Below are 15,096 nucleotides of genomic sequence, written 5' to 3' on the forward strand. Positions count from 1 at the left end.
CGGACATGGAGCAATTGCTCCAGTGTCCGCCTTTTTTACAGTTGTAGGCTTAAAGGGTTGCCCCTGGTCATATGACGCCAAACGGCACGCTAAGGCGCCCCAATTTACCCAAACGAACTTTAGACCCACCGTCCACCGCGGAATACGGGTTCAATCGTACCGTCCGCCAGCACGCCGTCAATGTCCAGTTCAGCGGAACCGATCATGAAATCGACATGCGTCAGACTGACATTGGCTCCGCGAGCCAGCAGTTCTTCCTTGCTCATCTTGGTGCCGCCTTCGATATTCACGGGATAGGCGCTTCCCAGCGCAAAGTGGCAGGAGGCGTTCTCATCGATGCCGGTGTTATAGAAGACGCGGTTTAGCTGCGAGATCGGCGAATCATGCGGCACGAGTGCCATCTCTCCAAGATACGAGGCGCCCTCGTCCGTTTCCAGCAGCGTCGTGAGATGCTCCCGTCCGGATTCGGCTTCATATGCAATAACCTTGCCGTCCTTGAACGTGAGCTTTATGCCTTCCACCAGGCGGCCGTTCAGATTCAGCGGAAGGGTACTGGATACGGTCCCGTTCACGCCCGTGCGATGAGGCATTGTATAGATTTCTTCGGTGGGCATATTCGCTACGAAATACACCCCGGCCTCATTCTCGTCACCGCCGCCGAGCCAAAGGTAACCTTCCGGCATGTCGACGCGCAGATCCGTTCCCGGCGCACGATAGTGGAAACTCTTGTAGCGTTTGGCATTCATGTGGTTCTGGCGCAGCTTCAGTCCGGCGATATGATCCCGCCACGCGGCTACCGGATCTTCGCTGCCTACCCGATTCATCAGGAATACGGCATCCCACATCGCTTGGATGCGCTCTTCTTCGGGGAGGTCCGGGAATACTTTATTGGCCCAGGCTCGGGTAGGCGCCTTAATGAGCGACCAGCTGATCTTATTGTTGCGGACGTATACCTGATATTTTTCGTTAGCCATGGCAGCAGCCTTAACGGCTGTAGATACTTTTACCGAATCAATGCCGCGGAACAGCTCGGGATCCGGAACCTTAATGCGCAGAATGGCTCCTCCGCCTTCAGCGAGCTGCTGCATGGCGTCGGCCTGCCACTGCGGATAATAATGGAAGGAGTCTTCCGGTGCCTTCTCATAGCGAATTCGGGTGATTTTTTCGTCTTCCCAGTCGACTTGCACATATTTGGCGCCTGCATCATATGCTTTGGCCACGATGCGGCGTGTCAACTCTACGGTCTCGATTGGAGCATTGATGATCAGCACTTGGCCCGGTTGAACGTTTACGCCAACCTTCACGACCAGCTCCGCGTATTTCTCCAGATTTTTCTCGAAATTGTCCATATGTAGATATCCTCCATTTCAGATGTACACTTCATTCTATCACGTTGCGGAGGGCTGCTGCTGACTCTTCTTTTTGCCAAGGGTCCGGGAGATTTGCCTTTCCAGCAGGTGTTTCAATTCATGGAGCGCTGCAATCTGACTGTCCACGCTGCTTAATTTGTCCTCATAAAAGGAGAGCATTTCTTCGCAATATTCATAATCGTCCGGCGAAGCGACTTCACCGCGAAACAATACGCGAATTTGATCCGTGGTCAAGCCCAGCTTTAAGTACAATTGGATCATTTTGACCCGTTCGATGGCGGACGCGTTAAAATGGCGGTAATCATTATCGAGTCTGTCGGCTTCCAGCAGGCCTTTTTGTTCATAATGCCGGATCGAGCGTGCGCTGACCTGGCTGCGCTGCGATAATTCACTGATCTTCATATCACATGACCTCCTTGGCATGAGCTAAGATAAACCGATTATACGCTACCCTGCATGCGAACATAAAGCCATTAGGCTGCTTGAATAAGAGCGTTTGATAAAAAATAACGGAATCGGGGACAAAAGTGTGACAGTCACCTGTCATACTTTTCGATTTACAATGACTGCAGTACTAAGGAAACCTACTTAGAAGGAGTGTATGAGAACTTGAAGACACAAACAGCCAACAACAACAAACTGCCTATCGTGCTTGCCGGCCTGCTGCTCGGCATCTTGATGGCCTCCATGGACAATACGATCGTAGCAACCGCCATGGGAAACATCGTCGGGGAGCTCGGAGGACTTGATCATTTCGTATGGGTGACCTCCGCGTATATGGTTGCCGAGCTTGCGGGGATGCCGATCTTCGGCAAACTGTCCGATATGTATGGGCGCAAAAAATTCTTTGTGTTCGGGATGATTGTATTCATGCTGGGCTCCGTGCTGTGCGGTACGGCAAGCTCCATCACGGAACTGGCGCTGTATCGGGCCGTGCAAGGCGTAGGGGGCGGTGCGCTCATCCCGATTGCATTCGCGATCATGTTCGACACCGTGCCGCTGGAGAAGCGCGGAAAGCTCACCGGTTTGTTCGGAGCCGTCTTTGGATTATCCAGCATTTTCGGGCCGCTCGCAGGCGCTTATATTACGGATCATATTACCTGGCAATGGATATTCTATATTAATTTGCCGATCGGCATCGTGGCCTTCCTGATGGTGACGGTATTCTATAAGGAATCGCATGAACGTTCCAAACAGCCGATTGATTGGAAGGGAGCAACCACGCTCCTTGCGGGCGTGATCTGTTTCATGTTCGCGCTTGAGCTTGGAGGGAAGCAATGGGCATGGGATTCCTGGTTCATCCTGGCTTTGTTTGGTGCTGCCGCCGTTATGCTTGTGCTCTTCGTGCTTGCCGAGAGAAGGGCGGAGGAGCCGATCATCTCGTTTCATTTATTCAAGAATAAACTCTATACCTCAAGCGTGCTGTGCGGCTTGTTTAGCGGAGGATCCTTCATCGTGGCTTCCGTTTACATTCCGATTTTCATACAAGGCGTGCTCGGCGGAAGCGCAACGAACTCGGGGCTGGTCCTGCTGCCGATGATGGTGGGCTCGGTCGTCACGGCGACGGTCAGCGGTTTTCTGATGAGTAAAATCTCGTATCGAAGCATCATGATCCCGACGCTGATCCTGTTTACGGGAGGGATGGTGCTCGCTTCGACGTTAACCGCGGAATCCAGCAGGTTCATCGTTACCCTGTACATGGTTCTGATCGGGCTTGGCATCGGCGGATCGTTCTCCGTGCTGGGAACGGCGGTCATGCATGGCTTATCCTATAAACAGCGCGGGATGGCGAGCTCGACCTTCAATTTCACGCGGTCGCTTGGAATGACCATTGGCATTACGGTGTTCGGGTTGATACAGAGCCGATCCTTCACCGGTTCCTTAACATCGGGATCGGACGTGATGAACACCGGTGGGCTTCCTGAAGGATTCGATCTTAAGGATCCTCACATCTTATTGGCACCGGAGACGAGATCATGGATTCCGTCCGACCTGCTCAAGCCGATCTCGGACACGCTCGCTTCCTCCATCGCGGCTACGTTTGCCTGGGCTATCGTTCCTGCAGCGTTAGCGCTTCTGGCAGCAACTTTAATGGGACGCAAAAAGCTGGATGAAACGGCAGAACTGAAAAGGGAGGAGACAGCCGATTCAGCAGAAGAGGCAGGGACGAAAGAAAATGAACAGCTGGTCATGGTGCCGTAGCGCGTACGTCTTGGACCGGAATATAGAAAGGAGCTGCCTGTCAGGCATAACACCTGGAGGCAGCTCCTTTGCCGTTAACTCTTAATCGCGCCTGCGGCGATATCGGAAATGAATTGCTTGCTGATGAACAAGAACATGACGATCAGCGGGATGACCGCGAGCAGCGTGCCGGCAATGACCATCGAATAGTCGGTGGTATATATTCCGTTTAATGATGATAACGCAACCTGCAAGGTGAACTTGTTCTCATCATTTAGAATGATGAGCGGCCACAGATAGTCGTTCCATACCCCGATGAACGTGAAGGCTGCCAAGAACGATAAAGCGGGCCGCAGAATCGGCAGCGATATGTTCCAATAGAGGCGGAAGAAACCGCAGCCGTCGATTTTACCGGCATCGAGAAGCTCCGAAGGTACCGATTCCTGTGCATACTGCCTGATCCAGAAGATTCCGAAGGCGTTGACCATTCCCGGAATGATCAGGGCCTTGTAGGTGCCCACCCATCCGAATTCTGCCATAATGACAAACGAAGGCACCAAGGATAATTGTGCGGGCGCCATCATGGTGGCAAGCAGCAGGACAAACAGCCATTTTTTGCCCGGGAACTGGAATTTGGCGAACGTGAATCCGGCCAGGGAATCGAAGAATAAGACCAGCAGCGTACAAGCGGAAGCGACGAACAGGGTATTCCAGAAGGCGCCGAAGAAGTCGATGCTGCTCAGAACCCTCGACACGTTATCAAGCAAGTGCGGACCGAACCATAGTTTCGGAGGAAAGCTGTAGATATCCGAAGTGGTGCGCGTCGCCATCACAAGCAGCCAGTAGAAGGGAAAAATGGATAAGATCAATCCGGCGATCAACCCGGTGTGCAGCAGAATGGATTTCCATTTGAACATACGATTCACCCCCATTTTCAGTCATTGGAAGGACTGCCCTGCACCATTTTCCAGTTCACGATGGAAAAGAGGGCGATGAGCAGGAACATGCCCCAGCCGACGGCAGCGCCATATCCGAAATAGTTGTTCACGAAGGCTTCGCGGTACAGGTAGAGGACGATGGTCATCCCGCCGCCGCTTACGCCGCCGTCATTGCCGACCAGCACTTGCGGCTCGGTGAAGATCTGCATGCCGCCGATGGTTGACGTAATGACCGTAAAGAGAATGATGGGCCTTAGATTGGGAATGGTGATTCTGAAAAAGGATTGAATGCCGGTGGCTCCGTCGATCTTGGCTGCCTCGTACAGAACCGTCGGGATGCTCTGCAGCCCGGCAAGATAGATGATGGCGTTATATCCCGCCCATCTCCATATAACCATGACCGAAATGGCTAGCTGAATGCCCCACGTCTTATTCAACCATTCGACGGAGTTGAGGCCGAGCAAGGACAACATATAGTTGAGGAGACCGTAGTTGTTCGAGAAGACCGTGCCGAACACGATGGCAACCGCAACAAGCGAGGTGACGTTGGGCAGGAAATAACCGATGCGAAAGAAGGTGCGGAAACGGACGAACGATGCATTTAGCAGGAAAGCCACGACCAGCGCGATGAACAGCATCGGTATCGTGGAGTAAATCCAGATCAGCAGTGTATTGCCGACGGCTCTCCAAAATTCCGGATCGGTCAGCATGAATTGATAGTTATTGAGACCGTTATAGGTCATCTCGCCGATGCCGTCCCATTTTTGAAAGGACAGGAACATGGAAAAGGCGATCGGGAACAGCCCGAAGATGGCAAATAGAATGTAAAAAGGGGATATCGCCAAATATTCTTTGCGGTGCTTCCAGATCTGTGCAGACAGTCGGTCTTGGGATTTCGGATGCTTGGGAACAGGCTTCTGTTCCACGGGCGTGCGATTCAGCATTGGATTATCCATCGTACTGTACCTCCTGTAGCGGTTGGTATTTAAGTACTCCTAACAATCGGAAAGCCATACCTCGCAAAACAAGAACCTTGGTCAGCGCAGCAGTTCTTTTTTGACCCTGGCCAGCGCGTCGGCCCAGGCTTTATCGGGATTTTTGCCCTGAAGGGCAACCGAGGACAGCTCTCGATTGACAATGCCGTTGACATTCGCGAACTTCCCGCCGAAATAAGCCGGCTTAACGTTTCGTGCAGATTCCGAGAACACCTCGCCGGTCGCCTGATTTCCGAAAAATTCTTCGGGTTCCTTCATGACGGGTGCATCCAGCGCGTCCTTGGCGGAAGGGAAGAGGTTGATCTTCTTAAAGGACTGAACCTGATTTTCCGGGTTCTGAATGTATTTCATGACATCAAATGCTTCCTGCGGATATTTACTTGTCTTCATAATGGCAAGGAAGGAACCGCCGTTGTTGCCGTCACCGCCAGGTGCACGGGCTACCCTCCATTTGCCGGTGGTGTCCGGCGCCGCCTGCATGAGTATTTCCTTCATCCAGACCGCACCGACAAAGGAAGCGACCCGCCCGTTGTTCATGGCGGCATTCCACTCTGAGGAAGAAGTGTTGACGTTGGCGCTCAGCTTCATTTGGGAGGCCTTTACCGCCGTATTCCAGGCCGTTTTCATCGAGGATTCCGCAGACTCGCCGATGAACGTTCCATCCTCGGCAAAATAGATGCGATCGGATTGGGCATTGATTTGGGTATAAATGTTCGTGATGTTATCGAGCATTTTCACTTTTTGATCAAAATGCTCCTGCAGCTTCTGTCCCGCCTCGAAATATTGAACCCAGGAGCCGAGCTGCTCGTGGACATCTTCCGGTTCGGTCGGAAGTCCGGCTTCCTCGAACAAATCCGCTCTGTAGTATAAAGCCGTTGGCCCCGTATCGATCGGCAGGGCGATCATGGCGCCTTCCGGCGTAACGCCGAGCTTCCATTTCCAATCCAGGAAATCCGGTTCGATTTCTTTGGCGCCAAGCTCATACAGATCGTAGAAGCGATCCGAACTCGTAAACAGCTCCGCCACCCAGTCGTTAAATGCGACGATGTCCGGCCCTCCGGAGCCGGCGGCCAGCGTTGTTTTTAATTTCGATTTGAAGTCGCCTCCGATTTTTTGCGCGTCGATGCGGATACCCGGAAACTCCTTTTCAACAGACTTAATCAGCTCATCGTCCAGGCTTCGGTTCCAATACCAAAGTGTAAGCGTTTTCGTTTTTTCGGTTGAAGCATTTCCCGTACAACCGCTGATGATCAAGACAAGAATCAGTAACCCTAAGCTAACCATCCTGCGTGTATTCACTATCGTCAGCCTCCTAACGTGGTGAAGTCGGTGATGCTTAAATCTTATTCAGTTACCAAGCTTGCGTGAGTAAAAATATATGATTACCTTAATACAATAGACTAAAAATTAAAACATCCAAAATAAGGATTTGGCACGTTCCGGCGTATAATTGCCTCCTTCCAATGCACGTTATGTACTGCCGATGTAGTTGAAACAAGCATCGCGTGCCCGAACGCTTCCGGACGGCAATGCATGGAACGGCAAAACCTCCTTCCTTTGACTTTCTTATAGAATAGCTTCAAACTATTTTCATTATAAGTTAATATTGTATGGAAAATGAAGTGCTGGATTGGTAAATCCAAAGACCTGATTTTGGAGCACGGCGTGAATCGCTGAACCGGTTCATCCTTGGCTAAAAAGAGACATAGGATGAATATACGAAAAGCAACTCCGCCATAACCATAGCAAACCGAAATAAACAAAGTTTGGAGGCCGGCTGATGGCGCAATTTGCATTAATCTCCGACATACACGGAAATATCCCTGCACTGGAGGCGGTTCTTAGGGATATCCAACGCCGCGGAATAGAAACCATCTATTGCCTGGGCGACTTGATCGGCAAGGGCCCGCACGGCGATGTGGCGGTGGATATGGTACGAACCCATTGCCAGCAGGTCATTAAGGGGAATTGGGACGACTTTATTGGCAATGAGACCGATGATCCGTCGCTGCTATGGCATCAGCATAGACTCGGAAGCGAGAGGCTGCAATATCTTGCCGGCCTCCCTTATGTCATAGAATTCATGATGAGCGGTAAATGGGTCCGGCTGTTTCATGCTTCGCCGCGAAGCGTGTACGAACGGATCCAGCCCTGGGATGACCAGGAGAAGCGGGCTACCTTGTTTCACAGCTCCCCGCTGTGCGGCAGCCCGAGAATTGCGGACGTCGCCGGTTACGGCGATATCCATAATGCCTATCACCAGCATCTGGACGGGAGAACGCTGTTTAATACCGGCAGCGTCGGCAATCCACTTGAATTGCCCGAGGCGTCTTACGTCGTTCTGGAGGGAGTCTATGGAAGCGAAGATCCCGCGCCGTTAAACATTCAATGCATCCGTGTGCCGTATCCGATCGAACAAGCCGTGCAGGATGCGTTGGAGTCCGGCATGCCCCACCCTGAATCGTATATTCTCGAGATTCGAACAGGGCGGTATCAAGCGCGAAAAGACTAACGGCATCGGAGACAAAAGGGATAAGCGAACGCCGGAGGCGATCTTTAAGTCCGCATTGCGCGCGTTCGTCTACTCCTGGGTGATAGCAAATTTCGAAGAACCGGCTAAGCCGGCTCTTTTTTATTTTAACGGCAGCATAATATAACAATATGTTCCATTTAAGGAGGAGGATGATGGATTAAATAGGAATGGGTGTTCTTAAATAGGTCTTTAGAAGGGTAGGGAGCAGGGCGAAGATTCGATATGATTAAACGTAATGGATATTATTGCTGTTTATTGAACGCAGCGATTTGATTTAGGAGGGTATGAGTTTGGTCGAGATTACAGAGACATGGATCGATTCGCAGGCACCGAATAGCGCCGCCATTAAGAACGGGCAAGGTCTGGTAAAAAAAGGACGTTTCCTCAAGCTGCATCATTCCGAGGATCAAGCCGTGTTGTTCGGCACCTGTGCCGGCAGCGGAAGTTCCGATTACCAGCCGTCTGCCGATTTTGCGGTGCCGGAGAAGCCGGTCATGCGGTGCACCTGCCCGAGCCGGCAGTTTCCGTGCAAACATGTGCTTGGACTGCTATATGCTTATGCAGGCGGAGCGTCGTTCACCCCCGCCGAGGTGCCGGAGGATTTGGCCGCCAAGCGGGAGAAGGCGGAGAAGCGGGAAGAGCGCAAGCTCAAAGAAGCAGCCGAAGGAGCAGCACCCAAACCGAAGAAGGTTAACAAATCGGCGTTAAAAAAGAAACTCCAAGCGCAGCTGGAAGGCTTGGACGTATTGGAAAAGCTTATACACTCGTTGATCCGGAACGGTCTCGGGACATTGGACAAAAAAGAACATAAGCGGATCCAGGAGCATGTGAAGCAGATGGGCAATTATTACTTATCGGGTGCTCAGACGGAACTCCGCCGCCTGGCGCTGGTTCTGTCATCCGAAGACCAGGAGAAAGCTTATACATATGCGGTGGGGCAGCTTGCCGTCATGAACGCAATGATCAAGAAGGGCAAACAGTTCCTGACCACAAAACTTGAGGATCCGGATATGAGGCTGGACCACGAGTCGACGATAGAGGAATGGCTGGGGCATGCATGGCAGCTGACCGAGCTGCAGAGCTATGGGTTAGTGAACGAAGGAGCAGAGCTGGTGCAGCTTTCATTTCTGAGTTATGCCGACGATGCGCGGCTGGAGCATGTGGATACCGGATATTGGATCCAGAAGGACAGCGGCGAAATCCACCGAACGATCCAATACCGTCCTTATAAAGCCGCCAAGCTGATGCGGGAAGAAGACAGCTTCTTTGATAAAGCCCATGTCCCTGTACTGTATCGCTACCCGGGAGATATGAACCGGCGTGTTCGCTTTGAAGAAATGACCTCAAGTCCGGTAACGGAAGAGGATCTGGAATGGATTCGCAACCATGCGGCAGGTTCTTATGCTGAAGCCGTTAAAAAGGTGAAGAACCAGCTCAAGAATCCGCTTAGCGACAGCAACCCCGTCATGCTGCTGCATGTATCCGGGATCGGCCGGAACGCTGAAGGGCAATACGCCATTACGGATGAATCCGGGCAGTCGATCGGGCTGGCCGATGTGTATATGGAACCAACCGTGCCGATGCTGCGGTATTTGCCGGAGGAGAAGCTGAGCAGCGTATCCATGCTGGTTATGTTTGAGCACAACCTTGCGACGGGCCGTCTCTGGGCACAGCCGCTAAGCATCATTACGACGAACGAAATCATCCGGCTATTGTACTAAGCAGGGTAACGAAGGAGGAAAGCGAACATGAGTACGGCATTACTGCAGGAGCTTAACCAAGAGGTTAGGCGTTTATATATCGCCGGCAGCGAGCTCGCGGCAGGCGATTTCCGCCTGAAGCGGCTGCTGCCGCAGTTTCAACAACTGGGAGAACGCGCTCCCGTGTTCAAACGATTGGGCGAAGGAATCCTTGCCTTGATCGAGCCGGATTCCGGGAAGGAAAACCAGTCCGCACAGTTGCTTCAGGATTTAAACCAGCTGCTGAGCTCCGTGCTGCATACGCAAGGAACGACAGCACCCGAGGGAGAACTGTTTCAGGCAGACCATCATCCGGTTCCGCTGTCATCCCATTTATCCTACCGCAAGCTTTCAGCAGTACAGACCGCCCTGACCACGACGGGCAGCGGCCGTTACGAGATCATAGAAGAAGCGTGGAAGGAAGGGGTGTTCCAAGATTTCCGTCTGGTATACCTTGCAATCGAAGCGTTGAATGACCCCTACGTCGAGATTGGCGAGCTCGCGGCCAATGAGATACTGCCGGCGTACGGCCCGGAAATCGTTCCGTTTCTGATGGAAAGCTTTAATCCGGCGGGCGGAAAGCCGGAATCACGCAAGCTGAAGGTGATGGCGGCAGCAGGCGGGAAGGAAGCGCTGGAGCTGATCCGCCAAGCGGCCGAGATCGGCAGCGACGAGGTGCGGTGCATGGCGATCAAATTGCTTGCGCCGTACGAAGAGTTTGAAGCGGATCTGATGGAATGGAGCAGGAGCAAGAAGAAGGTCATCCGCGAGGCGGCCTACGGCGCGCTGGCCGAGAACGGTTCCGATCAAGCCGTGGGGCGGTTGTATGAAGCCGCTCAAGGAAAAGACAAAGAGCTGGTGAATCCTGCCTTAGGCAGATGCCGTTCCGCCCTGTTGACGGATTGGCTTGTACGAGACTTGTCGGCGGAGCTTCAATCGGTTTCCGAATCCCTGGGCGACAAGCAAAAGCTGGAGGAAAGCTGGATCAAGGTGAAACGCTGTTTGTGGGCCCTGCACGACAAACAAAATCCGGAGCTCGAGGAGCTGTACCGGAACGTGCTTCAGCAGTATGCCTTATACATCAAGTCTCTGGGATGGACCTATCTGATGAATGAAGCGGTCATCTACATGAATCGCGTGGATTCCGGGGAAGCCAGGGAACTGCTGCGCCAAAATGCGGAGAATGATTTAGAGCAATATAGACACAGCGGCTCTTATGTCCGCGAGGTATTCCAAAAAGCAACGCGCGTGCTGCCGCCTGAACGCGTATATGAACAATACAAGGACGTTCTGTTGCAAGGCTTCGCCTCGTCGCCGCTCAGCAACGCGGCCAAAGAGCGGAAAAAGCTTTTGGATACCCTATCTGATCTGGTAATCACCAGGCAGTATAAGCGTTATGAGGAAGTAATGCCGTTTGCGGGCAAGGAGAGCTACACGTATTACGTGGAGATGCTCCCGCAAGAGCAGCTGCTGGCGTGCTGGGATGACAGATGGCTGGAGCTGTTGATCGAGCAGGATGAGCTGGCGCTGGTCAGCGCGTTCGCCCGCCGGGGACATCGGAAAGCCGAATCGTATTTGCTGGCAAAGCTGCAGAATTCGCCGGAATTCCGCAACCGGTTTGCCAATCTGATTATTATGGGTCTTGTTCGTACCGGCATAAAGGATGAAGAGCTGTTTGAAGCTGTTGTGGCCGCTCTTGAGGATAAGCGCAATCAGGACTGCTACATGATCGAGCCTTTTACATTCTCGCAGCTGTGCCGGTTGCCTGCAGATTATCATGACCGCGTTCATGCGGTCCTGGGTAACTACAAGGACAACGCCGAGGATCAGCTTCGATATATCCTTCGCAAGATGAAAGAACAATAAATATTAAGGAGTGGAACCATGGGAGCAGGTCAAGAGCAATTGGAAGATATCATGCGTCAGCCCGCGGAAATACTGTTTCGTCATGAGCTGGAAGCGCTGCGCAAGGAGGATACCGGGAAAATTCCTGCCGGATGGCAGATGTCCCCTCAATCCGTACTCAAATTCATCGTTGGCGGCAAGGCCGGCAAGACGGAAATCACGCCTAAATATATCGGAAACCAACGACTGATCGAGATGGCGGTCGCTACCCTGGTAACCGACCGCGCCCTGTTATTGATCGGGGAACCGGGCACGGCCAAATCCTGGCTGTCCGAAAATCTGGCGGCAGCAATCTATGGAAATTCCGGATTGGTCGTACAGGGCACGGCTGGAACAAGCGAAGAACACGTGCGGTATTCCTGGAACTACGCCATGCTGCTTGCCCAAGGCCCTACCCCCGAAGCGCTGGTGCAGAGCCCGATCATGCGGGCGATGGAAGCGGGCGGGATCGCCCGGTTCGAAGAGATTTCCCGCTGCGCCTCGGAGGTACAGGATGCCCTCATCTCCATTTTGTCCGAAAAGACGATATCGGTGCCTGAACTCGGAAAAGAAATGAATGCCCGAAAAGGCTTCTCGATTATCGCTACAGCGAATACGAGAGACCGCGGGGTCAATGAGATGTCGACCGCGCTGAAGCGCCGTTTCAACATCATCGTGCTTCCGGCTCCTGCGGATCTGGAAACCGAAATCGAAATCGTGAAGAAACGGGTGTCGGAGATTGCTTCCTCTTACGATCTTCAGGCTACTGCTCCTGCAGATGAAGCACTGCTTAAGGTAGTTACCATCTTTCGCGAGCTGCGCAGCGGCATGACCCTGGATAAAAAGGAAAAGGTGAAGTCTCCTGCCGGGGTAATCTCGACGGCTGAAGCGATTTCGCTCCTGACCAACAGCATGGCGCTGGCAGCCAGCTTTGGCAGCGGGGAGCTCACCGACGAGGATTTGGCGGCAGGACTCCAAGGCGCGATCGTGAAGGATGATGATAAGGACCGGCTCGTGTGGAAGGAATATCTCGACAACGTGATGAAAAAGCGCGGTGCCGAGTGGCGGGGCTTATATCAAGCATGTAAGGAGATAAACAAGTGAATGCCGCCGGCATCCATGTTTTTGGCGTTCGGCACTTGTCACCCGCTGGTGCGAAGCATCTATTAGACTTTCTGGATGAGATTGATCCCACCGCCGTCCTCATTGAAGGACCGTCTGACGCGAGCGGGGAAATCCGGCATCTGGCCCATGCTACGACAAAGCCGCCGGTTGCCATATTGGCATTTACCGAAGAAGTGCCGGTACAAACCGTACTTTGGCCTTTTGCGGTATATTCTCCGGAATATCAGGCGATGAAATGGGCGCAGAAGCATGGAGCCTATGCCGCATTTATCGATCTGCCGTCGTCCTCTGCCGTATGCCTTCAGGAGCTCCGCCGCAGCCCGGTAGGCGGTTCTGGCGGGAAAGAGTCCGAAGACGGGAAGCCGGGAAGCGTTTCAGGTGCGGCAGAGCCGTCGGATGATAGCCTGCCGGCCGGAAAATCCGTATATGAGCGGATTGCCGAGCTTGCTGGCGAATACGATTACGATATGTACTGGGAGCGGAGTTATGAACATAATTTAAACGCGGGGTCTTACCGGCAATCCATAACGGCTTTTTCCGGGCAGATGCGAGAGCTTTCGGAGGAGAGAGAACGGGTTGCGGATGCAGTGGAGTACGCCTACAATGCCGTCCGGGAGTCTTACATGCGCCGTCAGATTGTTGAAGCGATTGCGGCGGGGCATGAGCCCGAACGCATTGTCGTCGTCTGCGGGGCATACCATGCCCCTGCCCTTAGCGATTTGTCAAACCCGATGAGCGACGAGGAATTAACTCAGCTGCCTTCCCGGGCAACCAAACTGACCCTGATGCCATACTCTTACTATAAACTGTCGTCTATTTCCGGCTACGGTGCCGGAAATGCGGCTCCCCATTATTTTGAAATGATGTGGGAACGGATGCTGAAGGGCGCGCTAGCGGAATTGCCGCACCAGTATTTATCCTTGGTGGCAGGCTCGATGAGAAAGAAAGGGACCCACCGGTCAACGGCAGAAGTGATCGAAGCCGTCCGGCTGGCGGAGTCGCTCGCCGTGCTCCATGGGGGCGGCATCCCCACCTTGCGGGATTTGCGGGATGCGGCCCAGACGCTGCTTGGGCGCGGTGAGCTTGCCGTCGTGGCAGAGGAGCTTGCCCGAACGGATATCGGTACGGCGCTCGGCGAGCTGGCCGAAGGCGTCAGCCAGACGCCGATCCAGGACGACCTGAACCGCCAGCTCAAAAGGTTGAAGCTGGAGAAATATAAATCGGTTGTGGCCAACGATTTAATTCTGGATTTGCGCGAAAACCGGAGGGTTGCTTCGAAAGAATCCGCCTTTCTGGATTTGAACCGTTCCTTCTTGTTTCACCGCTTGAAGCTGCTGGGGATTGACTTCGTCAGCGCGAGACCGAGCGGGCAGGAGCAGGCGGCGTGGGCGGAGCACTGGGTTGTGAAATGGACGCCCGAGGTTGAAATCCAGGTCGTGGAGTCCACGCTGCTGGGAGAGACGGTAGAAGTAGCTGCCGCTTATATGCTCCAACAGAAGCTGGCGGACTGCAGCTCGATTGCCGAAGCCTCTTCGCTTATCCGAATCGCCTATGAGTGCGGGATGATTCACCAGATGGAAGCAGGCAGGCAGACCCTGCAGAAGCTGGCTGTGGACAGCCGTGATGTCGTACAGATCGCGGCCGCTTCCCGGTCGTTATCCGTGATGATCCGTTATGGCGGGGTCCGGCGAATGGATACGGAGCCGTTAGTGCCGCTGCTTCAGCAGCTGTTTATGCGCGCTTGCTTGTTCCTGCTTGATGGCAGCCAGTGCAGCGATGAGGTGTCCAGCTCGATGATCACCGCTATGAATGAGCTGAACAGCGTTGCGATGGAGCATACCGAGCAGGTAGACGAGGAACTTTGGCTGCAAGAGCTTCGGCATTTGTCGGAAAGGGATGACCTCAATGCACGGCTGTCGGGGTATGCATGCGCGGTCTTAATGGAGCGGAACGCGATTTCCCCGCAGCAGTGCGCCGAAGAAGTTTCGCGCAGACTCTCCCCCGGCATTCCGGCCGATTTGGGGGCGGGATGGTTCGAGGGCTTATCGATGAGGAACCGTTATGCCCTGCTATCACGGTTAAGCTTGTGGGAGCAGCTGAATGAATACATCCTGTCCCTGGACGATGAGGAGTTCGCGCGCGCCCTTGTTTTTCTGCGCAGGGCGTTCAGCAGCTTCTCGTCAAAGGAAAAGACGATGATAGCCGAGCTGCTTGGCGAACTTTGGGGCGTGAACGCAGAGCAGGCTGCCGAGATTTTGACCGGTGACTTGAAGGAGGAAGAAGCAAAAATGCTGGACGAATTGAATGATTTTGATTTTGAGGATTTTTAGA

11 protein-coding genes are annotated in these 15,096 nt (G+C 53.3%); 6 read left to right on the forward strand and 5 right to left on the reverse strand.

Annotated features, from left to right (window positions below):
• Positions 1–119 precede the first annotated feature (119 nt).
• Together AC3RCL_RS11855 and AC3RCL_RS11860 are read right to left on the reverse strand one after the other, a co-directional pair.
• On the reverse strand, positions 120–1,349 hold the full coding sequence (locus AC3RCL_RS11855; RefSeq protein WP_015736038.1) for an aminopeptidase: 1,230 nt from the start codon (positions 1,347–1,349) through the stop codon (positions 120–122).
• A gap of 39 nt (positions 1,350–1,388) precedes the next feature.
• Positions 1,389–1,772 carry a MerR family transcriptional regulator gene (locus tag AC3RCL_RS11860; protein WP_009591074.1) on the reverse strand — a complete coding sequence of 128 codons (384 nt, stop codon included), beginning with the start codon at positions 1,770–1,772 and terminating at the stop codon, positions 1,389–1,391.
• 207 nt (positions 1,773–1,979) lie between these two features.
• Here AC3RCL_RS11860 and AC3RCL_RS11865 point away from each other — a divergent pair, with 207 nt between their 5' ends.
• A complete protein-coding gene (locus tag AC3RCL_RS11865; protein WP_015736037.1) occupies positions 1,980–3,572 on the forward strand; it encodes an MDR family MFS transporter in 1,593 nt (530 codons plus the stop codon).
• Positions 3,573–3,646: 74 nt separating this feature from the next.
• Here AC3RCL_RS11865 and AC3RCL_RS11870 read toward each other — a convergent pair whose 3' ends face one another.
• The 3 genes from AC3RCL_RS11870 to AC3RCL_RS11880 form a co-directional block, all read right to left on the reverse strand.
• Entirely contained in the window at positions 3,647–4,468 is an 822-nt protein-coding gene (locus AC3RCL_RS11870; RefSeq protein WP_015736036.1) for a carbohydrate ABC transporter permease, read from the reverse strand.
• Between the two features lie 17 nt (positions 4,469–4,485).
• Positions 4,486–5,445 (reverse strand): carbohydrate ABC transporter permease, encoded by a 960-nt coding sequence (locus AC3RCL_RS11875; RefSeq protein WP_015736035.1) that lies wholly within the window; start codon positions 5,443–5,445, stop codon positions 4,486–4,488.
• Positions 5,446–5,526: 81 nt separating this feature from the next.
• Complete coding sequence (locus tag AC3RCL_RS11880; RefSeq protein WP_015736034.1) at positions 5,527–6,783, reverse strand: extracellular solute-binding protein; 1,257 nt, start codon at positions 6,781–6,783, stop codon at positions 5,527–5,529.
• Between the two features lie 481 nt (positions 6,784–7,264).
• On the opposite strand from AC3RCL_RS11880, the gene AC3RCL_RS11885 reads away from it, so the two are divergent.
• The 5 genes from AC3RCL_RS11885 to AC3RCL_RS11905 all read left to right on the forward strand — a co-directional run bounded on the left by AC3RCL_RS11885 (position 7,265) and on the right by AC3RCL_RS11905 (position 15,095).
• Positions 7,265–7,996, forward strand: coding sequence for a metallophosphoesterase family protein (locus AC3RCL_RS11885; RefSeq protein WP_015736033.1), 732 nt, complete (start codon positions 7,265–7,267; stop codon positions 7,994–7,996).
• 311 nt (positions 7,997–8,307) lie between these two features.
• Positions 8,308–9,738, forward strand: coding sequence for an SWIM zinc finger family protein (locus AC3RCL_RS11890; RefSeq protein ID WP_015736032.1), 1,431 nt, complete (start codon positions 8,308–8,310; stop codon positions 9,736–9,738).
• 27 nt (positions 9,739–9,765) lie between these two features.
• Complete coding sequence (locus tag AC3RCL_RS11895; protein WP_492535424.1) at positions 9,766–11,622, forward strand: HEAT repeat domain-containing protein; 1,857 nt, start codon at positions 9,766–9,768, stop codon at positions 11,620–11,622.
• A gap of 18 nt (positions 11,623–11,640) precedes the next feature.
• Positions 11,641–12,744, forward strand: a complete 1,104-nt coding sequence (locus AC3RCL_RS11900) for an ATP-binding protein (protein ID WP_492535425.1) — start codon at positions 11,641–11,643, stop codon at positions 12,742–12,744.
• Complete coding sequence (locus AC3RCL_RS11905; protein ID WP_492535426.1) at positions 12,741–15,095, forward strand: DUF5682 family protein; 2,355 nt, start codon at positions 12,741–12,743, stop codon at positions 15,093–15,095. Before AC3RCL_RS11900 ends, AC3RCL_RS11905 begins: the two co-directional genes overlap by 4 nt.
• Position 15,096: the final 1 nt, after the last annotated feature.

This window comes from Paenibacillus sp. MT86 (assembly GCF_058792535.1).

Bases quoted from the DNA above. Each gene is read 5' to 3' on its own strand.
- AC3RCL_RS11895 (WP_492535424.1), top strand. From the start codon at position 9,766: ATGAGTACGGCATTACTGCAGGAGCTTAACCAAGAGGTTAGGCGTTTA.
- AC3RCL_RS11885 (WP_015736033.1), top strand. From the start codon at position 7,265: ATGGCGCAATTTGCATTAATCTCCGACATACACGGAAATATCCCTGCA.
- AC3RCL_RS11855 (WP_015736038.1), bottom strand. From the start codon at position 1,349: ATGGACAATTTCGAGAAAAATCTGGAGAAATACGCGGAGCTGGTCGTG.
- AC3RCL_RS11900 (WP_492535425.1), top strand. From the start codon at position 11,641: ATGGGAGCAGGTCAAGAGCAATTGGAAGATATCATGCGTCAGCCCGCG.
- AC3RCL_RS11860 (WP_009591074.1), bottom strand. From the start codon at position 1,772: ATGAAGATCAGTGAATTATCGCAGCGCAGCCAGGTCAGCGCACGCTCG.
- AC3RCL_RS11875 (WP_015736035.1), bottom strand. From the start codon at position 5,445: ATGGATAATCCAATGCTGAATCGCACGCCCGTGGAACAGAAGCCTGTT.
- AC3RCL_RS11870 (WP_015736036.1), bottom strand. From the start codon at position 4,468: ATGTTCAAATGGAAATCCATTCTGCTGCACACCGGGTTGATCGCCGGA.